General features: G+C 70.9%; 22 protein-coding genes. 9 read left to right on the top strand and 13 right to left on the bottom strand.

Annotated elements, in window-relative coordinates:
- Window positions 1-19: 19 nt before the first annotated feature.
- Both ACN26Z_RS09995 and ACN26Z_RS09990 read left to right on the top strand, forming a co-directional pair.
- Window positions 20-946 carry an ATP-binding cassette domain-containing protein gene (locus tag ACN26Z_RS09995; RefSeq protein WP_421460777.1) on the top strand — a complete coding sequence of 309 codons (927 nt, stop codon included), beginning with the start codon at window positions 20-22 and terminating at the stop codon, window positions 944-946.
- Window positions 943-1,695 (top strand): ABC transporter permease, encoded by a 753-nt coding sequence (locus tag ACN26Z_RS09990; protein ID WP_282239485.1) that lies wholly within the window; start codon window positions 943-945, stop codon window positions 1,693-1,695. Before ACN26Z_RS09995 ends, ACN26Z_RS09990 begins: the two co-directional genes overlap by 4 nt.
- A 20-nt stretch (window positions 1,696-1,715) precedes the next feature.
- On the opposite strand, the gene ACN26Z_RS09985 is transcribed toward ACN26Z_RS09990, so the two are convergent.
- From ACN26Z_RS09985 to ACN26Z_RS09970, 4 genes are all read right to left on the bottom strand, one after another.
- Window positions 1,716-2,393, bottom strand: coding sequence for a response regulator (locus ACN26Z_RS09985; protein WP_282239486.1), 678 nt, complete (start codon window positions 2,391-2,393; stop codon window positions 1,716-1,718).
- Window positions 2,390-3,964, bottom strand: a complete 1,575-nt coding sequence (locus ACN26Z_RS09980; RefSeq protein WP_421460776.1) for a sensor histidine kinase — start codon at window positions 3,962-3,964, stop codon at window positions 2,390-2,392. The genes ACN26Z_RS09985 and ACN26Z_RS09980 overlap by 4 nt, the downstream gene beginning before the upstream one ends.
- A gap of 68 nt (window positions 3,965-4,032) precedes the next feature.
- Window positions 4,033-4,770 (bottom strand): dethiobiotin synthase, encoded by a 738-nt coding sequence (gene bioD / locus ACN26Z_RS09975; protein WP_093402885.1) that lies wholly within the window; start codon window positions 4,768-4,770, stop codon window positions 4,033-4,035.
- Complete coding sequence (locus ACN26Z_RS09970; protein WP_421460774.1) at window positions 4,758-5,894, bottom strand: 8-amino-7-oxononanoate synthase; 1,137 nt, start codon at window positions 5,892-5,894, stop codon at window positions 4,758-4,760. Before ACN26Z_RS09970 ends, bioD begins: the two co-directional genes overlap by 13 nt.
- 163 nt (window positions 5,895-6,057) lie before the next feature.
- Between ACN26Z_RS09970 and bioB the strand changes: the two genes are divergently transcribed.
- Genes bioB through ACN26Z_RS09955 form a run of 3 tightly spaced genes read left to right on the top strand, consistent with a single transcriptional unit; the run spans window position 6,058 to window position 7,758 of the window.
- Entirely contained in the window at window positions 6,058-7,053 is a 996-nt protein-coding gene (gene bioB, locus ACN26Z_RS09965; protein ID WP_093402884.1) for a biotin synthase BioB, read from the top strand.
- The gene (locus ACN26Z_RS09960; protein WP_282239490.1) at window positions 7,053-7,250 is read left to right on the top strand and encodes a hypothetical protein; all 198 of its coding nucleotides are present in this window, start codon (window positions 7,053-7,055) and stop codon (window positions 7,248-7,250) included. The genes bioB and ACN26Z_RS09960 overlap by 1 nt, the downstream gene beginning before the upstream one ends.
- 4 nt (window positions 7,251-7,254) lie before the next feature.
- Entirely contained in the window at window positions 7,255-7,758 is a 504-nt protein-coding gene (locus ACN26Z_RS09955; protein ID WP_421460773.1) for a GNAT family N-acetyltransferase, read from the top strand.
- A gap of 503 nt (window positions 7,759-8,261) precedes the next feature.
- On the opposite strand, the gene ACN26Z_RS09950 is transcribed toward ACN26Z_RS09955, so the two are convergent.
- On the bottom strand, window positions 8,262-11,108 hold the full coding sequence (locus tag ACN26Z_RS09950; protein WP_282240570.1) for a glycoside hydrolase family 9 protein: 2,847 nt from the start codon (window positions 11,106-11,108) through the stop codon (window positions 8,262-8,264).
- 460 nt (window positions 11,109-11,568) lie between these two features.
- On the opposite strand from ACN26Z_RS09950, the gene ACN26Z_RS09945 reads away from it, so the two are divergent.
- Both ACN26Z_RS09945 and ACN26Z_RS09940 read left to right on the top strand, forming a co-directional pair.
- Window positions 11,569-12,300 carry an LPXTG cell wall anchor domain-containing protein gene (locus ACN26Z_RS09945; protein ID WP_421460772.1) on the top strand — a complete coding sequence of 244 codons (732 nt, stop codon included), beginning with the start codon at window positions 11,569-11,571 and terminating at the stop codon, window positions 12,298-12,300.
- 350 nt (window positions 12,301-12,650) lie between these two features.
- A complete protein-coding gene (locus ACN26Z_RS09940) occupies window positions 12,651-14,219 on the top strand; it encodes an aldehyde dehydrogenase family protein (protein WP_421460771.1) in 1,569 nt (522 codons plus the stop codon).
- 98 nt (window positions 14,220-14,317) lie between these two features.
- On the opposite strand, the gene ACN26Z_RS09935 is transcribed toward ACN26Z_RS09940, so the two are convergent.
- The gene (locus tag ACN26Z_RS09935; RefSeq protein WP_282239494.1) at window positions 14,318-15,379 is read right to left on the bottom strand and encodes a GNAT family N-acetyltransferase; all 1,062 of its coding nucleotides are present in this window, start codon (window positions 15,377-15,379) and stop codon (window positions 14,318-14,320) included.
- Between the two features lie 101 nt (window positions 15,380-15,480).
- Complete coding sequence (locus ACN26Z_RS09930; RefSeq protein ID WP_093403185.1) at window positions 15,481-16,182, bottom strand: amino acid-binding protein; 702 nt, start codon at window positions 16,180-16,182, stop codon at window positions 15,481-15,483.
- A gap of 148 nt (window positions 16,183-16,330) precedes the next feature.
- Between ACN26Z_RS09930 and ACN26Z_RS09925 the strand changes: the two genes are divergently transcribed.
- Window positions 16,331-17,383, top strand: a complete 1,053-nt coding sequence (locus tag ACN26Z_RS09925; RefSeq protein ID WP_421460770.1) for a phosphotransferase family protein — start codon at window positions 16,331-16,333, stop codon at window positions 17,381-17,383.
- Window positions 17,383-18,603, top strand: coding sequence for an acyl-CoA dehydrogenase family protein (locus tag ACN26Z_RS09920; RefSeq protein ID WP_093402875.1), 1,221 nt, complete (start codon window positions 17,383-17,385; stop codon window positions 18,601-18,603). Before ACN26Z_RS09925 ends, ACN26Z_RS09920 begins: the two co-directional genes overlap by 1 nt.
- A gap of 352 nt (window positions 18,604-18,955) precedes the next feature.
- On the opposite strand, the gene ACN26Z_RS09915 is transcribed toward ACN26Z_RS09920, so the two are convergent.
- The 6 genes from ACN26Z_RS09915 to ACN26Z_RS09890 form a co-directional block, all read right to left on the bottom strand.
- The gene (locus ACN26Z_RS09915) at window positions 18,956-20,002 is read right to left on the bottom strand and encodes a LacI family DNA-binding transcriptional regulator (RefSeq protein ID WP_093402874.1); all 1,047 of its coding nucleotides are present in this window, start codon (window positions 20,000-20,002) and stop codon (window positions 18,956-18,958) included.
- Between the two features lie 82 nt (window positions 20,003-20,084).
- The gene (locus tag ACN26Z_RS09910; RefSeq protein ID WP_282239497.1) at window positions 20,085-21,518 is read right to left on the bottom strand and encodes a GH1 family beta-glucosidase; all 1,434 of its coding nucleotides are present in this window, start codon (window positions 21,516-21,518) and stop codon (window positions 20,085-20,087) included.
- On the bottom strand, window positions 21,515-22,357 hold the full coding sequence (locus ACN26Z_RS09905) for a carbohydrate ABC transporter permease (RefSeq protein WP_093402872.1): 843 nt from the start codon (window positions 22,355-22,357) through the stop codon (window positions 21,515-21,517). Before ACN26Z_RS09905 ends, ACN26Z_RS09910 begins: the two co-directional genes overlap by 4 nt.
- A gap of 10 nt (window positions 22,358-22,367) precedes the next feature.
- Window positions 22,368-23,336 carry a carbohydrate ABC transporter permease gene (locus tag ACN26Z_RS09900; protein WP_282239498.1) on the bottom strand — a complete coding sequence of 323 codons (969 nt, stop codon included), beginning with the start codon at window positions 23,334-23,336 and terminating at the stop codon, window positions 22,368-22,370.
- A gap of 189 nt (window positions 23,337-23,525) precedes the next feature.
- Window positions 23,526-24,815 carry an ABC transporter substrate-binding protein gene (locus ACN26Z_RS09895; RefSeq protein ID WP_421460768.1) on the bottom strand — a complete coding sequence of 430 codons (1,290 nt, stop codon included), beginning with the start codon at window positions 24,813-24,815 and terminating at the stop codon, window positions 23,526-23,528.
- A 265-nt stretch (window positions 24,816-25,080) separates the two neighbouring features.
- Window positions 25,081-25,626, bottom strand: a complete 546-nt coding sequence (locus ACN26Z_RS09890) for a plasmid pRiA4b ORF-3 family protein (RefSeq protein WP_282239500.1) — start codon at window positions 25,624-25,626, stop codon at window positions 25,081-25,083.
- Between the last annotated feature and the right edge of the window lie 146 nt (window positions 25,627-25,772).

The following is a 25,772-nucleotide window of genomic DNA, read 5'->3' as shown; positions in this document are numbered from 1 at the left end:
ACCGACCTACCGTCCCGGCATGATTACGTTACGTGCGTTGACCAAGCGGTTCGGGGATACCACGGCTGTCGACGAGTTGACCGTCGACATCGGTCCCGGCCGGGTCACCGGCTTCCTCGGGCCGAACGGCGCCGGCAAGTCGACCACCATGCGGCTGATCCTGGGACTGGACCGCCCCACCGCCGGCCAGGCGCTGATCGGCGGGCGGCCGTACCGCGAGCTGCGCCGGCCACTGCACGAGATCGGTGCGCTGCTTGACGCGCGGGCCCTGCATCCCGCCCGCTCCGGGCGGGCCCACCTGTCCGCGATGGCCGCCAGCAACGGCATACCCGAACGCCGGGTGGACGAGGTGCTCGCCACCGTCGGGCTTGACGACCGGGCGGCGGCGAAGCCGGCTCGCGCGCTCTCCCTCGGGATGGGTCAGCGGCTCGGCATCGCCGGTGCCCTGCTCGGAGACCCGCCGGTGCTGATGTTCGACGAACCGGTGAACGGCCTCGACCCGGACGGGGTGCGCTGGATCCGGCAGCTCAGCCGGTCCCTGGCCGCCGAGGGCCGCACCGTGCTGATCTCCAGCCACCTGATGAGCGAGATGCAGCAGACCGCTGACTGGTTGGTGGTGCTCGGTCAGGGCCGGCTGATCGCCGACGCGCCCACTGCCGAGGTGATCACCGGCAGCGGACTGGCCGTACGGGTCCGCAGCCCGCGACCGGCCGGGCTGGCGGCCCTCGCCGATCGGCTGACCGCCGCCGGTGCGGTGGTCGAGTCCGGCGGAACGGACGAGCTGACCGTCACCGGCGCCACCGTCGAGCGCGTCGGCGAGCTGGCGTACGAACTCGGGGTGCCGCTGCACGAGCTGGCCGCGGAGGAGGCCTCCCTGGAGCGGGCCTTCATGGCCCTGACCGCCGACCACGTCGAGTACGCGGCCGGCGCGGGAGGTGCGGCATGACGACGATCCGCGCAGAGTGGACCAAACTCCGGACGGTACGCAGCACCTGGTGGACGGTGCTCGCCTCGGTGGTGCTGATGACCGCCACCGCCGGGCAGCTGGCGATCTACGTCGCCAACGGCAACACCAACGACGATCCGAGCGACGACGCCGGGGTGGTCCCGGTGGGGACCGTACTCGTCGACTCGCTGGAGCTGGTCCAGTACGCCGTGCTGGCCCTCGGCCTGCTCATGATCACCAGCGAGTTCACCACCGGAACGATCCGGACCACCTTGCAGTGCACACCGTCGCGGGGTCGCGTACTGCTGGCCAAGGCGGCCGTCACGGCGGCCGTGACCTTCGGGCTCGGGTTGCTGCTCGGCGGGGTCGGCGCACTCGTCGCTTCGCCGGTGCTCGGTGAATGGGGAGCCGCCCCGGCGGCCGGCACCCTCCGCGACGTCGTCGCCCTGGCCGCCTACCTGGCGTTGATCGGTGTCCTCGCGCTCGGCCTCGGCGCCGTGCTGCGCAGCGCGGTGCTGACGTTGACGGTGCTGCTCGCGGTACTGATGATCGTGCCGTTGTCGTTGCGCGAGCCGGACATCACCGCGCTGCACCGGATCGCCGACGCCCTTCCGGGCGAGGCCGGGAGACACCTCCTGGCCGGCGACGGGCAACCGTACCCACCGGTGGTCGGACTGTTGCTGCTCGCCGGCTGGGCCGCCGTGGCACTGCTGGCCGGCCGAGCGGCGCTGCGCAGACGCGACGCGTGAAAGGTCGGACGGGGCTGGTCCTATTCGACCGATTCGACCAGCCCCGCCTCGTACGCGAGGATCGCCGCCTGCACCCGGTTACGCACCTCAAGCCGGGTGAAGATGCTCGTCAGGTAGGTCTTCACGGTGCCCTCGACCAGATACAAGCGGCTGGCGATCTCGGCGTTGGAAAGTCCCGCCCCGACCAGCGCCAGCACCTCCCGTTCCCGGGTGGTCAGCCCGGCCAGCCGATCCTGGGCCAACGGTCGGCGGGCGACCCGGTCGCCGCCCAACTCGATCACCCGGCGAGCCACGGTCGGGGACAGGTACGCGCCGCCACCGGCTACCGCGTGCACCCCGGCGATGAGTTCCCGCGGGTCGCCGGACTTGAGCAGGAAGCCGCTCGCCCCGTGCCCCAGCGCCCGCGCCACATGGTCGTCCTCGCCGAACGTGGTCAGCATGATGGTGGCCGTCTGCGGCACCGACCGACGGATCTCGGCGGCGGCGGCAAGCCCGTCCAGCTTCGGCATCCGGATGTCCAGCAGGGCCAGCCGAGGTCGGTGGGCCCGGACCAGTTCCACAGCGGTCCGGCCGTCGCCAGCCTCGGCGACGAGCTCGATGCCGGGGTCGGTGGCCAGGATCGCCCGGACACCGGCCCGGATCATCGCCTCGTCGTCGGCCAACAGCACCCGTACCGGCTCCACCGGAACACTTGTCATTCGTTCACCCGCTCCTTGCTGACCAGCCGACCGTTGAGGAAGCACAACCGCCACGTCGGCTGGGCGAATGGGAAGTTGCCGTCGGTGTAGTACTCGCAGTCCGGCCGGGCGTCGGCGGGCCGGTCCACCTGCCGGGGCGGCAGGCCGACCAGGTCGTCCCGGGCCACACCCACAGGCAACTCCTCGAAGGTGCTCCGGTCCAGCACCGCGCCGACGGTGGCGACCGGGTAGTAGATCAGCGACAGTGCCATCGCGATACCGACGGGTGCGCCGAGCGCCACCAGCAGGCTGCGCCGAACCTGCCGGCGGGCTGCCGCGCCATCCGGGTTGCCGCCGGCAGCAGCCGAGCCGCCCGGAGCCGCGTCGGGCATGCCGATCACGTCGGGCCGGGCCGCGAAGGCGACGTCAGCGTTGGTGGCGGGGGTAGGCACAGGTAGCCGGGCTCGGACGGCGAAGCCGCCCTGCGGGCATGCCCCGGCGCTGAGCGAGCCACCGGCGAGCCGGACCCGTTCGGCCAGGGCGAGCAGGCCGGAACCGGTGGCCGGCGGCCCGGGCAGCGGACCGGCCGGCGGCGACTCGTTCACCACCTCCACCACCACACCGTCCCCCCGCCGGACCAGACTGACCGTCACCTCGGCTCCGGGCGCGTACCGGGCGGCGTTCGTCAGCGCCTCGCGAACCAACCCGTACGCGGCGTGCGACGTCAACTCGGGCAGGGCCGGCGGCACGTCCAGCAGACCCGACGGCACCTCATGCGGATCCGGCGACATGCTCCGTAGGTCCAGCCGCACCGCCATGCCGGCCTCCCGCGCGCCGTCGACCAGGTCGGCGATGTCCTCCCCGGCGGGACGGGTGGTGACCGGCGCGGTCTCCTCACGAAGCACCCCGATTATTCCGTGCAGCCGCTCGGTCGCCTCGGCCACACTGGCCCGCAGCTCACCGGCGGCAGCGCGATGCCGGGAGTTGAGGTCGTCGGCGAGTTCCAATGCGGCGGCACGCAGCGCGATCAGGCTCAGCGCGTGCCCGAGCGAGTCGTGCATTTCCCGCGCGATGCGGGCCCGCTCACGCAACCGGATCCGTTCCGCCTCTCCCTGTCGCTCTTGTGCGCGAGCCTGGTCGTAGCGGCGACCGGCGTCGAGAAGCGCTGCCTGTTGCCGCCGGTACCTGCCGATCAGCCAGGGAAAGACGCCCGCGAACAGCAGCACCGTGGCCAGCAGAAACCAGGTGGCCATGCCGGTGCCGAGCAGCCCGAGATTGAGCACCGTGCCACCGGCCGCGATCACCGCGAACACCACGGCCACCGGCATCGTACGCGGACTGCGTCGTCCGGCCAGGTAGCTGAATACCGGGATGGCGAAGACGAAGTTTCCGTTGAGCAGGGTACCGAGCACCACCACGAGCAGGGCGACAAGCGGCAGCCGCCGGCTGACCGCGACCGCGACACCGGCCCCGCCCAGGCCGATGAGCAGCGACACCACGGCGTCGCGGGAGTGCGGCGGGGTGGCACCGACGTACCCGAACGGCGCGGCCAGCACCGCCCAGAGCAGCAGGTCACGCCACCTCTTGTACACGACGGTCACGCTACCCACGCCCGGCCGGTGTCGGCACTGACGAAAGTCAGCAGGTCGACGGGTTCGGCTCAGGTGGTCTCGTCGGCCCAGGCGCGCCAGTCGTCGAGCACGCCGTACAGGGCCGGGGTGAGCCAGCCCGGCGCGGAACGCCGGAACACTCCCGGGTCCATCGCCCCGGCCCCGGCCGGCAACGCGCCGAGCAGATTCGGCAGCAGGTCGCTGAGGTTCGCCCAGTGCACCAGCTCAGGCTCAGCCGGCCAGGCGCCGATGATCACGCCCGCCGGCACGGCCCGCCGGTCCAGGGCCTCCAGGGTGAGCGCGGTGTGGTTGAGGGTGCCCAGGCCGGCCCGAGCCACCACCACCGCCGGAGCGCCCAGTGACACGGCCAGGTCGGCGACGGTCCACGGCTCCCCGGACGGCCGCAGGCCCATCGGTACGAGCAGTCCGCCGGCCCCCTCGACCAACACCAGATCGTGCTTGTCGGCCTCCTCCCGCACCGCGTCGACCGCGTTGTACAGCTCCAGCGGCGGCAGTTCGGCCACCCGGGCAGCGGCCAACGGCGCGAGCGGGTCCGGAAAGCTGGCCAGCGTACGACAGGTCATCGGGGCAGCCAGCCGGGCGACCGTCTCGACATCACCGGGATCGCCGGTGGCCGTACCGGTCTGACCGGGTTTGACCACCGCCACCCGCAGCCCGGCCGCCTGCGCCGCGGCCGTGATCGCCGCGGTCACCACCGTCTTGCCGACCTCGGTGTCGGTGCCGGTGACCAGCACCGGTCCACGCCACTGATCCGTCATGGCGCACATTCCACGATGACCTCCAGGGCGTGTTCGAAGTCCGCCCGCGGCACCCCGGCGCTGACGGTCAGGCGCAGCCTCGACCGGCTGTCGGGGGTGGAGGGCGGGCGGAAACAGCCGACCGCCACCCCCCGGTCCCGGCAGGCGGTGGCCCACGCCGTCGCCGCCTCCGGGCTGGGCGCGGTGATCGAGACGACGGCGGCGTCGGCAGCGGAGACGTCCAGGCCGGCGGCGCGCAGCCGGCCGACCGCGTGGGCGGCCCGCTCGGCCAGCTCGGCGCGCAGGCCGGCGCCGGAGCGCGCCAGCCCGACGGCGGCCTGCACCCCGGCCGCCACCACGGGCGGCAGGGCGGTGTCGTAGATGAAGGTCCGCGCGGTCTCCACCAGGTGCCGGACGAACTCGGCCGGACCGGCCACCACGCCACCGGCCCCACCGAGCGCCTTGGACAGGGTCGCGGTGACCACCACGTCGGGTTCGCCGGTCAGTCCGGCCTCGGCCACCGCGCCGGCGCCGTCCGCGCCGACCACGCCCAGCGCGTGCGCGTCGTCGACCAGCAGCAACGCGCCATGTTCGCGGGCGGTGGCGTGCAGCCGCGCCAACGGGGCGAGATCACCGTCGACGGAGAAGACCGACTCGGTGACCACCACGGCCGGTCGGCCCGGGGCGGCGGCAAGGGCGGCGGCGACCGCCGCCACGTCGGCGTGCGGGGTCACCACCGTCTCCGCGCCGGAGATCCGGCAGCCATCGATAAGTGAGGCGTGGTTGTGCGCGTCGGAGATCAGCAGCGTACGGGGACGCACCAGCGCGCGGACCGCACCGAGGTTGGCCAGGTACCCGGAGGAGAAGACCAGCGACCGGTCGGTGCCGAGCCATTCGGCGAGCGTTTCCTCAAGCGTGTGGTGGGCTTCGGTGGAGCCGCGGATCAGCCGTGAACCGGTCGCACCCAGCCCGTACGCGGCAAGGGCCTGCGCGGCGGCGGCAACCACCTCAGGGTGCGCGGCCAGGCCCAGGTAGTCGTTGCCGGCCAGGTCGACCACACCGTCGGCGGCGGCGCGCGGATGCAGCCGGCGGGTCAGTCCCGCCTTGGCCCGCAGCTCGGCGCGGCGGTCCAGCGCCGCCAGCCAGTCCGCCACCGCCACGTCCCTTCCCCGCCGGTTCCGCCCGTCAGGCGCTTCCGCCGGGCGAAGTTACCACCCGGGATGCCCGCACCGGCGTGGCGGCGTACGGCTCGCCGCGCTGAGCCACCGGGCGGCCGGGTCGGACCGGGCGGCGCGGCGGCCTTGTAGGGTACGTGCCATGCCAGAGATCCTCGACCAGGCCCGGGACCAGGTGCTGCACAACGGCGTCGGTCTCGACGAGGCCGGTGTCCTCGCCGTGCTGAACCTGCCCGACGAGCACCTGTCCGCCACCCTTCAGCTCGCCCACGAGGTGCGGATGCGCTGGTGCGGCCCGGAGGTCGAGGTCGAGGGCATCGTGTCGCTGAAGACCGGCGGCTGCCCGGAGGACTGCCACTTCTGTTCCCAGTCCGGCCTGTTCACCTCGCCGGTGCGGTCGGTGTGGTTGGACATTCCCTCGCTGGTGCAGGCGGCGAAGCAGACCGCCGCGACCGGGGCGACCGAGTTCTGCATCGTGGCCGCCGTCCGGGGCCCGGACGACCGGCTGATGAAGCAGATGCGTGAAGGGGTCGCCGCGATCAAGGCGGAGGTCGACATCCAGGTCGCCGCCTCGCTCGGCATGCTCACTCAGGAGCAGGTCGACGAGCTGGTCGACATGGGTGTGCACCGCTACAACCACAACCTGGAAACCTGCCGGTCGTACTTTCCGAACGTGGTCACCACGCACTCGTGGGAGGAGCGGTGGGAGACCCTGCGGATGGTCCGCGAATCCGGCATGGAGGTCTGCTGCGGCGGCATCCTCGGCCTCGGTGAGACCGTCGAGCAGCGGGCCGAGTTCGCCGCGCAGCTCGCCGAGCTCGACCCGCACGAGGTGCCACTGAACTTCCTCAACCCTCGGCCCGGCACCCCGCTGGGTGACCGCCCGGTGGTGGAGGGCAGGGACGCGCTGCGGGCCATCGCCGCGTTCCGGCTGGCCATGCCGCGCACCATCCTGCGGTACGCGGGCGGCCGCGAGATAACCCTGGGTGATCTCGGTACCCGCGACGGGCTGCTCGGCGGCATCAACGCCGTGATCGTCGGCAACTACCTGACCACCCTCGGCCGACCGGCCACCGACGACCTCAAGCTGCTCGACGAGCTGAAGATGCCGGTCAAGGCGCTGTCGGCGACCCTGTGATGCCAGCCGTGGCAGCTCAGACCTGGTGCGACAGGTGCGGGGAGGCGGCAGCGTCCGGCGCCCACGAACAGTGTGCGGCGGCCCGCGTCCTGGAGCCGCCCCGGTACTGCGCGCGGTGCCGACGCCGGATGAAGGTGCAGGTGCTGCCGGTCGGCTGGTCAGCGATCTGCGTGGAACACGGCGAGATTCGGAGCTGAGCGGATGCTGCGCGGCAAGGCGGTGACCCTACGACCGGCGACGGCCGCCGACGTGCCCGCGCTGGCGAGGATCCGCGCCGAGCCCGAGGTACGCCGCTGGTGGCGCGGCGGCGACGACCTGGTCGCCGCCGTCGAGGCGGATCTCGCCGAAGAGGGCACCTCGGTGTACGCCATCGAGCACGGCGACCGGGTGGTCGGCGCGATTCAGTGGCACGCCGAGGACGACCCGGATTACCGGCACGCCGGGCTCGACATCTTCCTCGACCCCTCGGTACGCGGCGCCGGTCTGGCCGGGGACGCCATCCGCGTGCTGATCCGCCACCTGATCGACGTGCACGGCCACCACCGCTTCACTATCGACCCGGCGGCGGCGAACACCGCCGCCATCCGGGCGTACGCGAAGGTGGGTTTCCGGACCGTCGGGGTGATGCGCCGCTACGAGCGTGGCGAGGACGGCCGCTGGCACGACGGCCTGCTGATGGACCTCCTCGCCGACGACCTGCGCTGACGCCACGCCCCGGCCGGACTCGTCCGGGCGGAGCCTGCCCTCCTCCCCGACGCACTGCTCCTGACAGACGGTGACATTCCGCCCCCTCCAGCCACTCCACTCCGCTCCCTTTGCTCTGCTTCAACCAACGCAACGCTCACCGAAAGTGACGGCGATCGTCGCCTGCTTGACCACCGGCCAATGCGGAATACCTGCTCAGGCGCTATTGCGTGGGTTGAAGCAGAGCAAAGGGAGCGAGGTGGGGCAACGGTCTGACGCCGCCTATGCCACGCAGAGCGAGCATTGCTCGCTGTGTTCGGCCGGTCGGGAAGCGCCGCCAGCCACAGGTCGCCGACCAGCACAGGTCGGCCTCCGCCGCGCAGCACGCCCGGCCACAGCAGCGGTCCCGAGCGGACGCCGCTGTGCTGGCATGTCACACAGGCGTGATCGTTCCTGTGTGACATGCCAGCAGCGGAGCGTTGCACCGGCCGGCCCGGCTGCGACCCGGGGAACCGGTATTCGCGTCAGCCGATGGTGCAGGTGGCGCCGTTGAGCGTGAACGTGGTGGGCTTCGGGTTGCTGCCGGTGTGGGTGCCGTTGAAGCCGATGCCTACCGACGCGCCCGGTGCCAGGTTGCCGTTGTACGACATGTTCGTGGCGGTCACCGCCGCACCGGTCTGGGCGTACGTGGCCGACCACCCCTGGCCGACCCGCTGTCCGGCGTTCGGGAAGCTGAACGCCAGCGTCCAGCCGTTGATCGCGGTCGTACCGGTGTTGGTGATGGTGATGTTCGCGGTGAAACCGCTGCTCCAGTCGTTGCTGCCGTAGGTGACCCGGCAGGGCGACGTGGGCAGTGGCGCCGAGGTGGTCACCATCACCGTCTGCGAGGGCGGCGAGGCGTTGCCGGCGGCGTCGATCGCGACCACGTAGAACGGGGTCGCGCTGTCAGGAGTCAAGCCGGTCAGCCGATAGGTCGGCTCGGTGACCGTGTCGATCAGGGTGTCGACCAGGTACGAACGGTAGATCCGGTACCCGACGACGCCCACGTTGTCGGTCGACGGAGCCCAGGTCAGCGTCGCACCGGTCGAGGTGACGGCGGAGACCGTGGGCGTGCCGGGCGTGGTCGGTGGGACGGTGTCCCCCGTGTCCACGGCGGGAGTCGTCACGCTCAGCGACGGTGACGAGAAGGACGTGTTGCCGGCCCTGTCCCGGGCCACCACGCTGAACTCGTACGTCCGGGCCGGCAGCACGTCGATCGTCAGCGAGTTGGTGCTGGCGTTGCTCAACGTGATCGCGTCGCTGCCGATCTGGCGGGTGCTGACAAGGTAGACGTCGACCCCGCTGCCGGAGTCGGTGGACGGCTCCCAGGTAAGACTCACCGCTCGGGAGCTGACCGAGGTGGCCACCGGGGTGCCGGGGGTGGTCGGCCGGGTGGTGTCGGGGGCGTCCGGCGCGGGCTCCGAGCCCCACACCACCTCGCCTCCGGAATAGAGCGGCACGTTGCGGTTCGGCCCGGCGGTGGCCTGGTACGACGGATCGTTCGCCGGGTCCCAGGTGCCGCCCTCGGGCACACCGACCTTGAACTGCACCTCCATCCGGTGCTGCGACTGGCCGGCCGGCGCGATGGTGTGCCCGGTGCAGTCGACCTCGACATACCAGAGGTCGCCGCTGGCCTGGCGGGCGGTGGTCGGGGCCGGGCAGCCCTGGGTGTAGCTGGAGGTCACCTGCACCGGGCCGGTGCCGTCGGGCCGGAAGTAGTAGCGGAACTTCGCGTCGGTCAGTGCCCGGGCCGGGAAGGCCGACTTGTTGTAGATGATCGCCTTGATGCCGGTGGCTCGCGTCTCGTTCTGCATGACCGTGGTCTCCACGGTCAGTTCGTCGATGTCGGGCTGCTCGGGGACCGGGAAGTTGGCCAGCGGGGTGCCGCCGTACTCCTGGGAGAGCCGGGCCAGCGCGGAGGTGAAGCCGGCGTTGTAGTCGGTGGCGACCTCGTTCATCACGTAGTCGGACCGGTTGTCGGTGTACGCGTCGTTCGGCGAGGACGGCCCGCCGACAAGCGCGCCGTAGAGGGTGTGCCGGGTCTCGGTGGGCACCGTCTGGCTGTCCCACCAGGAGCCGTGCGCGGTGCGGTGGTGGGGGTTCTTCGGCGGGTTGGCGCCGAAGCCGATCACGTAGCTGGAGTTGCGCGGGTTGTCGCCGAGCGCGTAGTTGATCTGCCGGACGGCGAAGTCGTGGTAGCGCGCCTTGCGGGTCGCATCGGTGGTCTTGTCGCTGTAGACCAGCGCGGCGAACGCGGTGTTGGCGGCGTAGCGCAGCGCGCCCCACGAGTCGAGCACCGCCATCCCGCCGGGCGAGTACCGGACCCGCTCGCCGTTGACGCCGACGGTCCAGAAGTCCAGCCACCGGTTGGCGTCGTCGATGTACTTCTGCTTGCCGGTCAGGTTGGCCAGCAGCACGTACGCCCCGAACTGCTTGTTGTCCCAGGCCACGGTCCATTTGTACGAGCGGGTGGTGGTCTGCGGCTCGGTGCCGAGCTTGTCGTACTCGCTCTCGGCCTTGGCCAGGTACGCGGCGTCGCCGGTGGCCCGGTACAGCCAGATCGCACCCCAGACGAGTTCGTCCTGGTAGCCGCTCCAGGACCGGTAGAAGCTTGTCGCGTCGGTGATGCACTCGTGGTAGTTCTTCCGCACCGTGTCGGCGAAGGTGTAGAGCTGCCGGGCGTGGGTCAGCAGCTTGTCGGCGTACGCGGCGTCGGTGGGTCGGAACACCATGGACGAGGCGGCCATCGCGGCGGCGGTCTCCCCCGCCAGGTCCGCGCCGCCACAGCTCGCGTCGATCTTGTACGCGGGCCGCGCCATCGGCATCACCTCGGCCGGCCCCCACCACTTGTGGTCGTCGTCGCCGTTGCCCACCTGTCCGTACAGCACGTTCGGCGACGGGTGCGCCTTGACGAAGTAGTCGTTGACGTAGCGCAGGTTGTTCAGCAGGTGGGTGAGCTGGCCGGACGCCGCGTACCCGGCCCGGTACTCAACCGCGCCCCAGGCCAGCATGGTGGTGCTGAATGCCATCGGAAAGCCGAACTTCACATGGTCACCGGCGTCGTACCAGCCGCCGGTGAGGTCGAGTCCGACGTCCGAGCCGTCGCGGAGCGCCGAGTCGCCGCGCCACGAGACGCGGTTCCAGTCGGGCAGTTCCCCGGACTGCTGCGCCTCGTAGAACAGCAGGGACTTCTGTAGCGCCTCGGCGTAGTTGAAGGCGGGGGCTGCGGCGGCGGCACCGGCACCGTCGGTCGGCGCGGCGGCGGCACCGGTCGCGGGTACGCCGAGCGCGAGCGCGAGGCCGGCGGCGAGTGCGGTGACGGCGGCCAGCATCCGGCGGGGCCAGGGCTGGTCGGTGCGGTGACGCGGCCAGAGCTGGTTCGGCAGAGGTCGGTCGGCGTGGACGTGGCCCGACCGTGGGGGTAGATGCATGCGACTACTCCTGTCGATGCGTGCCCGACGGCATCGACCGGACGCGTGCCCGCGTCGGGGTGGACGGCTGCCGGCGGTGGTGGTGGCGGCGAGGTGGCTCCAACAGGACCGGGAGCGCTCCCATGGATAGTTGACAATGTAATCCGGGCACCGTCGGTTGGGAAGCCCGCCCGGCGATGCCGCTGGGCGTCGGAGGGCCGTCTGGCGTTACACCGACACGCGCGCCGACAGCCCCGGAGACACCCTCGCGGGCACATCGCGACTTCAGGTCTGCCCAGGTCAGACCGTTCGCCCGAGATCAGAACCGGCCATCCGGATGCGAGCATGTGCCGTCATCCCGCTGAGATCCGGAGGAATTCTCATGCCACAGCGTCGGCACGTGGCGCGTGCGGCCGTTTCCGGCGTCGCCGCCACGGCCCTCCTCGCCCTCGCCGCCCCGGCCTGGGCGAGCAGCACAGTTCCGCTTCACTCGGCCCACCAGGGTTCCACTGCGGCCGACTTCCAGCAGCAGTGCGCGGACACCAGGTTCGCCGATCGCCCCGCCGACCACGACGGCTGGCACTTCGTCCTGCCCGGCGGTCCGTCCGCAGGCGGTTTCGAGAGCCTGACACTCACCTTCGACAAAGGCTCCGGCACGGTCGACGTCACCGTGCCCGACGCCGCCGACGCCTACCCGGACGCGCTCTACCCCGCTGGGCAGAACGAGTCCCGACTTATCCACGCCTATCTGTTCACCCCGGCCGGGTGGACGCTGGTGGACGGTAGCGCCACGATCAGCGGCCAGGGTGACCGCTTCAACCTCAGCCACACCTGCGCCGGCCAGCCGACCCCGGAGTCACCGACGCCCACGCCCACCACTTCGGAGTCGCCCACCCCGACGCCGACCGTCCCCGAGTCGCCGGTCCCGTCGGACACGCCGTCGGCCAGCCCGTCGAACGGCACCGGCGGTGGCGGCGGTGACGACGACGGCAGCCTGCCGGTCACCGGCGCGGCGGCGACGACCATGGCTCTGGTCGGCGTCGGCCTGATCGGTGGCGGTGTCGCCCTGGTCGCGCTGCGACGTCGGCGTGACGGGATCACCTTCACCAGCTGACAGCACCATCCCAGAACGGCCGCCGGCACCCCTCCGGCGGCCGTTCTCGTCGTTGGGTACGAGTGGACGCCTCCCAGGCCGATGCCACCGCCGGGTAGCCGCGATCGTACTCGCCAGTAACAAAGGGGGAATGTTCACATCATCGATGTGTGACGATATGCGTGCGGAAAATCGGCAGGTGAGAGGCGTCGACCACGGGACAGGACGCACCATCCACTCAGGAGCGCCAAGCCTCGGGTGTCCTGCAATACGGACCGTACTGTTGCCGTCGCGCTGGGCGGCACGCGACAGTACGCGGCACCTGGCGGCACCCCTCGACGGCCGCTCCCCGCCCACCTGAGGAGATCGCGATGGCTCTACGACTCGCCGACGGAACCTCCTGGCCAGACACCCTCGCCCAGGCGGTGGCCGCCACCGGTGAGGCGTTCGACCGCCTGGTCGACGGCACCACCACCTTGCGGAACCTGGTCGGCGGCGGCTGGCGCACCGGCGGCACGCCCACGCCGACGCGTACCCCGGTCGACAACAGTGTGCTGGTCAACCTGCCGCGACTGGACGCGGCGACCGCCCACGACGCGGTCGCGCACGCCGCCGCGGCCCACGCCAGCTGGGCGGAGACCCCGCTGGCCGAACGCCGGTCGCGGGTCACCGACGCCCTGGACGCCCTCACCGCCCACCGCGACCTGCTGGCCCTGCTGCTGGTCTGGGAGATCGGCAAGCCGTGGCGCCTGGCCTGCGCCGACGTGGACCGCGCACTCGACGGGGTGCGCTGGTACGTCGACGAGATCGATCGGATGCTCGCCGGCGGTCGCGCCCCGCTGCCCGGCCCGGTCAGCAACATCGCCTCCTGGAACTACCCGATGAGCGTGCTGGTGCACGCCGAACTGGTGCAGCTGCTCGCCGGCAACGCGGTCATCGCCAAGACACCGTCCCAGGGCGGCGCGGTCTGTCTCACCGTGGCGCACGCACTGATGCACCGCGCCGGACTGCCCGCCACCCTGCTCTCCGGCAGCGGCGAGGCGCTGTCCGAGGTGCTGGTACGGGCACCGGAGATCGGCGCGGTGGCGTTCGTTGGTGGCCGCTCCAACGGGGGCAAGGTGGCCGCTGCGCTGCTCGACTCGAACAAACGGCACTTCATCGAGCAGGAGGGCCTCAACGCCTGGGGCATCTGGAACTTCTCCCAGTGGGATCTGCTCGCGGCTCACCTCAAGAAGGGCTTCGAGTACGGCAAACAGCGCTGCACCGCGTACCCCCGGTTCGTGGTCCAGCGGGACCTGGTCGACGAGTTCCTCGACATGTACCTGCCGGTGGTCCGCTCGGTCCGGTTCGGGCACCCGCTCGCGGTCGGCGAGACCTGGCAGGCCGGAGACCCGTTGCCGGAGCTGGACTTCGGCCCGCTGATCAGCGCCGCCAAGGCCGACGAGCTGCACCGCAAGGTCGACGAGGCGGTACGGGACGGCGCCGTCCCGTTGTACCGGGGCAAACTCGACGGCGCGCCGTTCCTGCCCGGGCAGGACACCTCGGCGTACGTCGCGCCGTCGGTGCTGCTCGCCCCACCCGGCCGGTCCCGGCTCATGCACGCCGAGCCGTTCGGCCCGGTCGACACCATCGTCGTGGTCGACACCACCGACGAGTTGCTGGCCCAGATGAACGCCTCAAACGGCGCGCTGGTGGCCTCCCTCGCCTGCGACGACACCGACGAGGCGGCGAAGCTGGCAGTCGACCTGCAAGCCTTCAAGGTGGGCATCAACCGGCCCCGCTCCCGGGGTGACCGGCAGGAGCCGTTCGGCGGCCGGGGCGCTTCCTGGAAGGGTGCCTTCGTCGGTGGGGATCTGCTGGTCCAGGCCGTGACCGTGGGCGACGACGATCGCCTCTACGGCAACTTCCAGGACCGCACCGCCCTACCTCCGAGCATCTGACCGCACCCGGTCAGGAGGCACGCGGTGGGCAGGACCCCCGCACCGGGAATCCTGCCCACCTCACCGGCCTCCGCACCGGAGGTCGGTCGTCTGGGCCGTCAGCCGGCGCTCTTCGCTGCCGCCGGTACCTCGGCGGCCAACGGCACGGTCATGGTCAGCAGTGCGCCGTCCCGCTGGACGGTGGTCGGCCGGGACAACCGGCGCAGCGTACGCAGCATCGGCGCGTTGTCCGCCTGGACGTGCAGCACCATCGCCGCGTAGCCGGCCGACTCGGCTTGCCGGGTCAACCGACGCAGCAACGTCGAGCCCAGCCCACGGCGCTGCCAGTCGTCGCGTACCAACAGCGCCACCTCGGCCTCGTCGCCCTCGGCGAGCAGGTTCGCCATCGCGACGACCGACTCCGCCGCCCCGCCGGAGCCGGTCGTCGCGGCGACCAGGGTCAGCCCACGGGCCGGCTCCAGGAGCCGACGCAGTCGGGCCGGGGAGGGAATTACCGCACCGCCGAGGTAACGGCGCTGCCGGCTGCGCACCGAGCAGGCCTGGTGCAACTCGACCACGGCCGTCAGGTCCTCCGCGACGGCGGGGCGTACGGTCAGCTCGGCGCCGTCGGGCAGGACCACGGTGACCTGTTCGGTGCTGCGCCGGGCGGCGGTGGCCCCCAGTTCGAGCAGCGCCTGGGCCCGGGCGTACTCGGCCGGGGTGAAACTCGGCGCGACCCGGCGCAGGGTGTACGACCCGCCGTTCGGGTCGGCCAGCAGCATCGTCATCCCGTCGATCCCGGGCCGGGCCAGGGCCGGCGCGGCCCGCCAGGTCACCTCGTCGGCGCCGAGCAGGGCCCGTAGCACCTCACCTGTCGCGTCCGGGTCGTGCACCAGCCGGGTCGCCAGCCCGAGCACCCGGGTCGGCTGATCGGCCAGGCCACGCGCCTCGCTGCGCGCCACCCAGCAGTCCCGCCCCCGGCCCCGCTCGACCGCGGCGAGCAGTCCCGCCTCGTCGAGGGTGTCCGGCGCGTCGACGAGGAAATCATCGACGGCACCCTGCTCGGTGGTGTGCACCTGCACGGTGAGGATGTTGACTCCACGCAACGCGAGGCTCGCCGTGAGCACCGACAGGTAACCCGGTCGGTCGTCCACGGTGGCTCGGATCCGCCACAGCGTCATCGTTGCCTCCCTTCGCCTGCCACCCTCGTCCGCGGCTGTTGCCGGTCGGTTGCCTCACCGTGTCCAGCCGCGATCGGCCCTGCGGTCTGCGTCACAACGGCTCAAGGTTTGGCGCTGACCGGCGGAGCGCCGACCAGGTCGAGCCGGTCACCGAGGATCACGGCGCAGGCCCGGACCAGCTGGGCGAGCCGATCCACCTCGGTGGAGTGGAAGGCGGCCGGCGTTAGGGTCTCGCTGTGCTCGCGGGACACCACCAGCACCAGCCCGGCCCGACCGAACGGTGCGACCGCGAAATGGCCGCCGTCGGGCGCGGTCATCGACCGGGCGCGCAGCGGGGTCACCTCCGGCAGCATGGGCGGCACCGGGGTACGCCAACTGGCGTGCCCGACCGTCGCACCGCCCCCTCCGGTACGCGATGCCCAGTCCACCGGCACCATCGCGGCGACGGACCAGTCGGCGGCGAGCAGCCCTGGCACCGCGTCGACAAGGGTCGCCAGCCCGTCGGCCGGGTTGGCGGCGACCTGGGCCAGCAGCTCGGCATCCTGGCCGGTGGTGGTGGGCGCGCCGATCGCCCGCCAGACCCCGTCCACCCGTACGCCGGGGATCGCCGCCAGGCCGGCCAGCAGACGTTCCACCCGCGCGACGCCCGGCCACACCACCGTGAAGTCGTCGACCGCCCGCCCGCCGAGGCGTTCCAGCACGACCACCTGGACGATGTCCGCCCCGGACACGCCGAGGGTGCGCGCGACCTGACCGAGCGTGCCAGGACGGTCCGGCAGGGTGACCCGAACGCGCAGCAACATCTCAAACCCCTCCGCTCGGCGGGCCGGCACAGTGGCCGGCAGGCTGGTGCCAGCCTGGCAGTTGACCATTTCGTCCCTGTTGCGGCGGCATGTCCCGAGGGTCAAACCTGACCTTGACAACCCGCCGGAGCTGCCATGGACTGTCCGGATGACCGAACCGACCGCCGGCTCGCCCGCCGGTCTGGATCTGGACCGGCTCGGCGACCACCTGGCGGCGCACCGCCCCGATCTGGCCGCCGGCCCGTTACGGGCCGAGCTGATCGCCGGTGGCCGGTCGAACCTGACCTACCTGGTGCACGCCGGCGATCGGGAGATGGTGCTGCGTCGACCCCCGCTCGGGCACGTGCTGGCCACCGCGCACGACATGACCCGGGAGTTCCGGGTCATCTCGGCGCTCGCCCCGACCGACGTCCCGGTGCCCGGCGCCCTGCTGCTCTGTCCCGAGCCGGAGGTGCTGGGGGCGCCGTTCTACCTGATGGAGCGGGTGCCGGGCGAGGTGTTCCGGAGCCGTTCCCGCACCGACCGGCTCACCGGCGAGCAGCGACACGGGCTGGCCATGACGATGATGGACACCCTGGCAGCGCTGCACACGGTGGAGCCGGCGGCGGTCGGGCTGGCTGACTTCGGCCGCCCGGAAGGGTTCCTAGCCCGGCAGGTCCGCCGCTGGTCGGGGCAGCTCGACCGCTCCCGCAGCCGGCCGCTGCCCGGCATCGACGAGCTACGCGATCGGCTCGCCGCCACCGCGCCGGACGGGGCCAACGCCGGCCGGATCGTGCACGGGGACTTCCGGCTGGACAACCTGCTCGCCACCGTCGACCCGGTGACGGTGACGGCGGTGCTGGACTGGGAGATGGCCACCCTGGGCGACCCGCTGACCGACCTGGGGCTGTTGCTGACGTACTGGGAGGTGCTCGGCGGCAGTGCGGCCTCCGCCGGAAACCCCGTCGCCGACGGTCTGGGCCCGCGTGCCGGCTTCCCCAGCGGCGCCGAGCTGATCGACCGGTACGCCGGCCGCAGCGACGTCGACGTCGGCCCGCTGCACTGGCACATCGCGCTGGGCTGCTTCAAACTCGCCGTCATCTGCGAGGGCATCCACTACCGGCACACCCTCGGCCAGACCCTCGGTGAGGGCTTCGACACCATCGGGGGCCTCGTTGCCCCGCTTGTCGCACACGGACTGACCGCGGTGAGGGAGACCTGATGGACTTCGCGTACGACGCCCGGACCGAGCAGCTGCGCACGGAGCTGACCGATTTCCTGGAGCGGCACGTGTACCCGGCCGAGCCGGTGCACGCCGCCCAGGTGGCCGCGGCCGGTGACCCGTGGGCCCGCCCGCCGGTGCTGGCCGAGCTGAAGGCCGAGGCGCGCCGACGCGGCCTGTGGAACCTCTTCCTGCCCGATCCGCGCCACGGTGCCGGGCTGACCAACCTCCAGTACGCCCCGCTGGCCGAACTGACCGGCCGCAGCCCGCACCTCGCTGCGGAGGCGCTCAACTGCGCCGCACCGGACACCGGCAACATGGAACTGCTCGCCGAGTTCGGCTCCCCCGCCCAGCAGGAACGCTGGCTCACGCCCTTGCTGGCGGGCGAGATCCGCTCCGCGTTCTGCATGACCGAGCCCGACGTGGCCTCCTCCGACGCGACGAACATCGCCACGTCGATCCGCCGCGACGGTGACCACTACGTGGTCGACGGCCGCAAGTGGTGGTCCTCCGGCGCGATGGACCCGGCCTGCGAGATCCTCATCGTGATGGGCAAGACCGACCCGGACGCCGACCGGCACCGCCAGCAGAGCATGATCCTGGTCCCCCGCGACACTCCCGGGGTCACCGTCCGTCGGGGGATGCGGGTCTTCGGCTACAGCGACGCCTCACACGGCGGGCACGCCGAGATCGACTTCGACAGCGTACGGGTGCCAGCGGAGAACCTGGTCGGTGCCGAGGGCACCGGCTTCGCCATCGCCCAGGCCCGGCTCGGCCCCGGCCGGATCCACCACTGCATGCGCCTGATCGGGATGGCCGAGCGGGCGTTGGAACTGCTCTGCCGTCGGGCCGTCGAGCGGGTCGCCTTCGGCCGCCCGCTCGCCGAGCAGGGCGTGGTACGCGAGTGGATCGCCGAGGCCCGGGTCCGCATCGAACAGGCCCGGCTGCTGGTGCTCAAGACGGCCTGGCTGATGGACACCGTCGGCAACAAGGGCGCACACACCGAGATCCAGGCCATCAAGATCGCCACACCGGCGATGGCCGAGTGGGTCATCGACAAGGCCATCCAGGCGTACGGCGCGGCCGGGGTCAGCCAGGACACTCCCCTCGCCGCGCTCTGGGCCCAGGCCCGCACGCTGCGCCTCGCCGACGGTCCCGACGAGGTGCACCGCAACAGCCTCGCCAAACGCGAGCTTCGCCGCTGGACCGCCCCGGCCTGAACACCACCGCCCACCCGGCTGATCAGATCCGCATCCGACAAGCCCTCCGGCGTGACTTTCCGTGGTCTTCGCCGCTCCCCCAGACCCGGTGTGCCCCACCTTTGCTCTGCTTCAACCGACGCAACAGTTACTTTCAGCAACCGCGCCGAGCCGGTGACTCGATCCCACCTTCGCATTACCGCAGTTCAGGCGCTAGTGCGTGGGTTGAAGCAGAGCAAAGCGTGCGAGGTGGCACTGAGTGCCGTCGGGGAGAAGTGACACAGCGTCAGAACTGCGGAGAGTTATCGCGGGGCGGGTAAGCACCGGCCCGCGTACGACCCGCCGCCAGTACCCGCCCGGGGTGGCGCGTGGTTCAGGCGGAGGCGCGCTCGACGAACTGGGTGTCCAGGACGACGTGTGGAGTGGCAAGCTCGTCGCCGCGGATCCGGTCGACCAGCAGCCGCGCCATCTGCCGGCCCATCTCCTCCACCGGCTGGAACACCGACGTCAGTGGCGGGTTGGCCTGCCGGGCGATCGGTTCGTCGCCGAAACCGACCACGGCCACGTCCTGCGGCACCCGACGGCCGGCCTCCCGCAGCGTCCGCATGGCACCGAAGGCCATCAGGTCGGCGGCCACGAAGACGGCGTCCAGGTCGGGGCAGCGCTCCAGCAACCCCCGCATGGCCGTCGCGCCGCTCTCCTCGCTGAAGTCGCCGTACGCGATCAGGTCGGGGTTGACGCCGAACCCGGCGGTGCGGACCGCATCCCGATAGCCGGACAACCGGGCCAGGCCGGCGCCCATGTCCTGCGGGCCGGCGATGGTGGCGATGCGCCGCCGTCCCCGACCGGCGAGGTACTCGACCGCCTGGCGTGCCCCACCGGCGTTGTTGACGTCGACGAACGAGGCGGGCTGCGCCTCGGGGTGCAGCATCCGCGCGGGCCGTCCGCCGAGCACGGTGGGCAGGCCACGCTCCTCCAGCAGGGTGGGCAGCGGATCGTCGTCGTGCAGCGACAGCAGCAGTACGCCGTCGATGTGCTGGTTGGTCAGGTGGTGCTCGACCCGCTCCCGCTCCAGCGGCGACTGGGCCATGGCCAGCCAGAGCTGCAACGGCGTCTCCAGCAGGGCGGAGCTGATCCCCCGGACGATGCCGGCGAAGAACGGCTCGGCGAAGATCCGCTCACCGGACTCGCTGACCACCAGGGCCACCGAGTCGGTCCGCTGGGTGACCAGCGCCCGAGCCGCGCGGTTGGGTACGTACCCCAGTTCGGCAATGGCCTGTTGCACGGCGGCCCGGGCCTCCGGACTCACCTGCGGGGAGCCGTTGACCACCCGGGAGACCGTGCCGCGGCCCACCCCGGCGCGGGCGGCAACCGCGTCGAGCGTCGGCCGCCCGAGCGACCGGGTGCGCTGCGTTGTCATCGTCTGCTCCTCCGACGTCAGGCGGCCCCGGCACCTTCACCAGCGCTGGTGCCGGGCCGCCCGTTACTGGCTGGCCATCGCCCTATTGTGCGGCCAGACCGTTGCGTCGGATCACCTCCGCGTACCACCTGGCACTGGACTTGGGGATGCGGGTCTGCTTGTCGTAGTCGACGTAGATCATGCCGAACCGCTTCGTGTAGCCCCAGGCCCACTCGAAATTATCCATCAGCGACCAGGCGAAGTATCCCCGCAGGGGGACGCCCGCGCTGATCGCCTCGTGGGAGGCGCGCAGGTGGGCGTCGAAATAGGCCAGCCGGTCGACGTCGTCGACCTGACCCTCGACAACCTCGTCGACGAAGGCCGAGCCGTTCTCGGTCACGTAGAGCGGAAGGTCCGTGTACTCTTCGTGAACCCGACGCAGCGTCTCCACCAGCCCGGGAGCGTCGATCTCCCAGTTCATGTCGGTCACCGGGACCCCCCGGGTGACGAACCGGACGTCCTCGCTGCCCGGCCAGCAGGCCTGGTCCCGCCAGTAGGCCTCCGGCTGCTCGCCGGGGATCGGCGCGGCCACCACGTGCCGGCTGTAGTAGTTGACGCCCACCACGTCCAACGGAGTGGAGATGGTAGCCAGGTCACCGTCGTGAACGTGGCCGAAGTCGGTCACCTTCGCCAGGTCGGCCACCAGGTCGTCCGGGTAGGCGCCGCGCAGGATCGGGTCGAGGAAGAACCGGTTGGCCAGCGCGTCGATCCGCCGGGCCGCGTCGACGTCGCCCGGCGAGTCGCTGGCCGGGGTGACCGGGTACAGGTTGACGGTCACCCCGAGCTGCGCCTGTGGCACCGCCGTACGCAGCGCCTGCACGGCGAGCCCGTGGCCGAGCATCAGGTGATGTCCGGCACGGACCGCGTCGGCCCCGTCGGAGCGGCCCGGGGCGTGCACCCCGGAGCCGTACCCGAGGAAGGCCGAGCACCAGGGCTCGTTGAGCGTGGTCCAGTACTTCACCCGGTCGCCCAACGCGTCCGCCACCAACAGCGAGTAGTCGGCGAACCGGGCGGCGGTGTCCCGGGCCGGCCAGCCACCGGCGTCCTCCAACTCCTGCGGCAGATCCCAGTGGTAGAGGGTGAGCCAGGGCTCGATTCCGTTGGCCAGCAGCTCGTCGACCAGCCGCTGGTAGAAGTCGAGCCCTTCGGCGTTCGCCGGACCCGATCCGCCCGGCTGCACCCGGGGCCAGGACACCGAGAACCGGTACGACTTCAGCCCGAGCTCGGCCATCAGCCGGACGTCGTCGCTGAGCCGGTGGTAGTGGTCGCAGGCGACGTCGCCGGTGTGCCCGGCGACCGTCCGACCCTCGGTGTGGCTGAAGGTGTCCCAGATCGACGCGGTCCGACCGCCTTCGTTCGCCGCGCCCTCGATCTGGTACGCGGCGGTCGCCGCGCCCCAGAGGAAGCCGGGCGGGAAGGTAAGTGGCGGACGCTCGTCGAGGACGCCGACGGCGGGCGGGGTGGCGGGGTTGCTCACGACTTGACTGCACCTTCCATGATCCCGCCGATGATCTGGCGGCCGAAGAGAAGAAAGACGAGCACCAGCGGGATGGTGCCGACCGCCGTGGCGGCGAAGACCTGGGAATAGTCCGTGTAGTAGGCGTACGAGAGGAAGGAGAGCGAGACCTGCAGGGTCGGGTTCTCCGGGGTGAGGATCGCGTACGGCCAGAGGAAGGAGTTCCAGGTCTCCATGAAGGTGAGCAGACCGAGCACGCCGGCCGCTGGGCGCAGCGCGGGCAGCACGATGTTCCAGTAGATCCGGAAGGTGCTGGCACCGTCGACGCGGCCGGCCTCGATCAGCTCGTCGGAGATCGCCTGGCTGGCGTACTGCCGCATCATGAAGACGCCGAAGGCGCTGACCAGGAACGGCACGGTCACCGCGTAGAGGGTGTCGTACCACCCCAGCGACTGCATCATGCTCCAGAGCGGGATGAGACCCATCTGGGTCGGGATCATCATGGTGACGATGATCGCCAGCAGCAGCACGTTGCGACCGCGGAAGCGCAGCTTCGCGAAGGCGAAGCCGGCCAGGGAGCCGGTGAGCACCACCGACACGGTGACCACCGACGAGACGATGATCGAGTTCATCAGGCCCTTGAGGAAGTTGGCCGCGTCGTTGTCGAGCACCCGCCCGAAGTTGTCACCGAACGCGCCGGCCGGGGTCATCGGCGGCGGCACGTCGTTGATGGACTCCAGGCTCCGGGTGCCGATCACGATCATGTAGTAGAAGGGGTAGATCGACAGCAACGCCGCCAGGACGAGCGCCATGTAGGTCAGTGGACTGGTGCGCCACAGGCGCTTTGAAGCCGAGATCATCGATCTCTCCTCACTTGGCCGCGCGGCGGACGAGTATGAAGTTGATCAGCGACACGAGGACGATGATCATGAAGATCGCCCAGGCGACCGCGGCTCCGTAACCTGCGGTACTCAGGTTGTAGATGCCCTTCTCGTACATGTACATCGCCAGCGTCTGGAACTCCCGCTGGTTGCCGCCGATGATGCTGCCGTTGGCGAAGAGCAGCGGCTCGGTGAACAGCTGCATGCCGCCGATCGTGGAGAGGATGACCACGAAGATGAAGGTGGGCTTGAGCATCGGCAGGGTGATCTGCCAGAACTGCCGCCACGGGCTGGCCCCGTCGATCGCAGCCGCCTCGTACAGATCCTTCGGGATGGCCTGCATGCCGGCGAGCAGGATCAGGGTGTTGTAGCCGGTCCACCGCCAGTTGACCATCGTGGCGATCGCGGTCCAGGAACTCCACTCCTGCGCACGCCAGTCGATCTGGTCCACCCCGACGAGACCGAGCAGCCAGTTGAACAGGCCGAAGTCGCGCTGGAACAGCATGCCGAAGACGATCGCGACGGCGGCCACCGAAACCACGTTCGGCACGAAGATGGCCATCCGGAAGAAGGTCTTGGCGCGCAGCAGGGTCTGGTTGAGCAGGTTTGCCAGGAACAGCGCCATCAGCAGCTGCGGGATGGTCGACAGGGCGAAGATGCCGAACGTGTTGACCAGCGCGTTCCAGAAGTATTCGTCGGAGAACAACTCGGTGTAGTTGTCGAGCCCGATGAACGTGTGCTCGCCGACCATGTCCCAGTCGTGCAGCGACATCCACGCGGTGCGCAGCATCGGGTACAGCCCGAAGGCTCCGAAGATCAGGAAGAACGGCGCGATGTAGAGGTACGGGGAGTACTTGAGATCCAGGCGGTTGAAGAGATAGCCCCGGCGGCGCCGGGCGGGGACATCGGGGGGTGGTGCTGCTGGCGACGGCGGTGCCGTCGTGGCCGACAGGCTCATGACGACACTCCGCTGCGCTCCGTGCCGCCACGAGGCACCACGGCACTGAGGTGATGATTCGCTCGCTTACGCTCGCTCATTCGAGTTTCCTTTTCCAGCGAGGCCCGGGGGCCCTCACGCAGGATGCTGCGCGGTGGGGACCGACCGGTGGCGTCCGGGTAGTCCCGAACGCCACCGGAAGGGAATCACTCAGAAGACGCCCTGGGTCTGCGCGTCCTTAGTGAACTGCTCCCAGGCCGCATCCTTGCTGGCCTGCCCGTTCTCGAACGCCCGCATCGCCGGCTCGAACGCGTTCTCCTTGACCGCCTGGTGCTTCGGGCCCAGGTGGATCGGCTGGATCTGGGCGACGCTCTCGCCGAAGATCTTGCCGGTCGGCGCGTTGCTGAAGTACTCGTTGGTGTAGCTGAGGAAGGCCTCGTTCTTCAGCGCCTCCAGGTTGGTGGGCAGCGGGCCCTTGGCCTTGAAGGCCTCCACCTGGCTGGTGGCGTTGGTCAGGAACTCGGCGAGCTTCGCCGCCTCCTCCGGGTACTTGCTCTGCTCCGGCACAGCCAGCCACGAGCCGCCCCAGTTACCGCCGCCGCCCGGCACGGCCGCCACGTCCCACTTGCCCTTGTTCTCCTCACCGGAGTTGTCCGCGACGATGCCGAGCATCCAGGACGGGCAGAAGGTGGCCGCGAAGGTGCCCTGCTTGAAGCCGCCGGACCACTCGGGCGACCAGGTGGACGCCTTGGCGGAGATGTCCACCATCGAGGTGGCGGTGTCCCAGGCAGACTTCACCGCGGGGCTGGAGTCCGCGATGATGTTGTTCTCCTTGTCGTAGAACAGGTCGCTGCCCTGCTGGAACAGCACGCCGTTGGAGACGGCGGTGATCGAGTCGACGAACGCCTTGCCGGTGGCCTGCTTGTACTTCTGGCCAGCCTGGTGGAAGCCGTTCCAGTCCGGCCAGAGCGCCGAGACCGCCTCCCGATCGGTGGGCAGGCCGGCGGCCTCGAAGAGGTCCTTGCGGTAGCAGACCGCGAGGCTGCCGACGTCGGTCGGCAGGCCGATCAGCCGACCGTCCGGTGCCTTGCCCAGCTCCCACTTCCAGGGCAGGTAGTCGTCGGTGATCTCGGACGACACCAGCGGAGTCAGGTCGGCCCAGTTGCGCGGGTTGGCCTTGAACTCGTTGAGGATGCCCTCTTCCAGGGCGGTCACGTCGGCCGCGCCCTTGCCGGTGGCGAGGTAACGGACCAGCTTCGGCCGGTACTCGCCGAGCTGTGCGGTCTTGCGCAGCTCGATCTTGATGCCGGTCTGCTGCTCGTACTGCTTGACGAGCTCGTCGTAGCCGAACTCGCCGAAGGTGTCGACGACCAGCTTCGCGGGCTTCTCGCCCTCGGCCGGCGTGTCGTCGTCATTGCCGCAAGCCGCGAGACCGCCGACAGCGGTGATCGCGGCCAGGGCGGCTGCCGCCATGCGGGAACGCCGCGTGGTGAGGCTCATCCTGACCCCTCTTTCGATGGTGAGGCTGCATTTGTCTGTGGTGGGGGGTGCCGCAGCGCCTGCCGACACCGGCTGCGTCAGCCGGGGTCGGCGCCCAAGCGCGCGCCATGTGATCCACGCCTCTTGGGAACGCTCCCATGAGATTGCCGGCAGGTGTCGGGAGTGTCAATAGTCCAGTGGGAGCGATCCCAGATCGTTACCACGCAGCTCGTTTGACCCGGCAAACAATCGGGAAACGCAGCTGGGTTGCGATCCGGAAGCGGTGTCAGCAGAGACGACGCAGCAGGGTGTCCACCCGGCCGGCGTCGAAGGCCGCCGGGTCGAAGCCGGCACCCACCCAGTCCCGCATCGTCAGATGCTCCGGATGGCCCGGCTCGGCCAACGCGGCGAGCAGCACCAGGTAGCCCTGCGGTCCGCCGACGTCCTCCGGTGGGCAGGCCCGCTCCCCGTCGAGGCAGCGCGGATAGCGCTCGTCCGCCTCGGCCGTCAGGGCGTCCTCCACCAGCAGGTCGTGCTCCCACCAGTCGCCGAAGTCGTACGTGTAGTGGAACCGGCTGCCCTTGCCGACCACCGCGTCCAACCGGACGTCCAACTCGTCGTGCAGGGCCAGCTCGCCGTCGGGGTCGGGTTCGCCGTACTGCACGCCGTCGATCTCGAACGAGTGCAGGTGACAGTCGTGCCAGCCCATCGCGTGCTGCACCACCCGGTGCAGCCGGTCCAGGGTGTAACCGCCGGGTACCAGCACCCGGCGCCAGATCGCCGGACGAACCCCGGACAGGGACATCCTCAGCTGGAAGATCTGACGCGGCATGGGTGTCCCATCCTCCCTCGGCATAGGCTGCGAGCATGATCTGCCGAGCGTGCCGGGCGCGGCGGCACGACGACTGCCCGGGCCGGAACTGGTGCGACTGCCAGCACCGTACCCCCCGACCGACCCCTCCCGTCACCGGTCCGGCC

The organism is Verrucosispora sp. WMMD703 (assembly GCF_049178935.1).
Classification (GTDB): domain Bacteria; phylum Actinomycetota; class Actinomycetes; order Mycobacteriales; family Micromonosporaceae; genus Micromonospora; species Micromonospora sediminimaris.
Note: the sequence above shows the minus strand (reverse complement) of the source record. Positions and strands in the feature narration are given on the sequence as shown.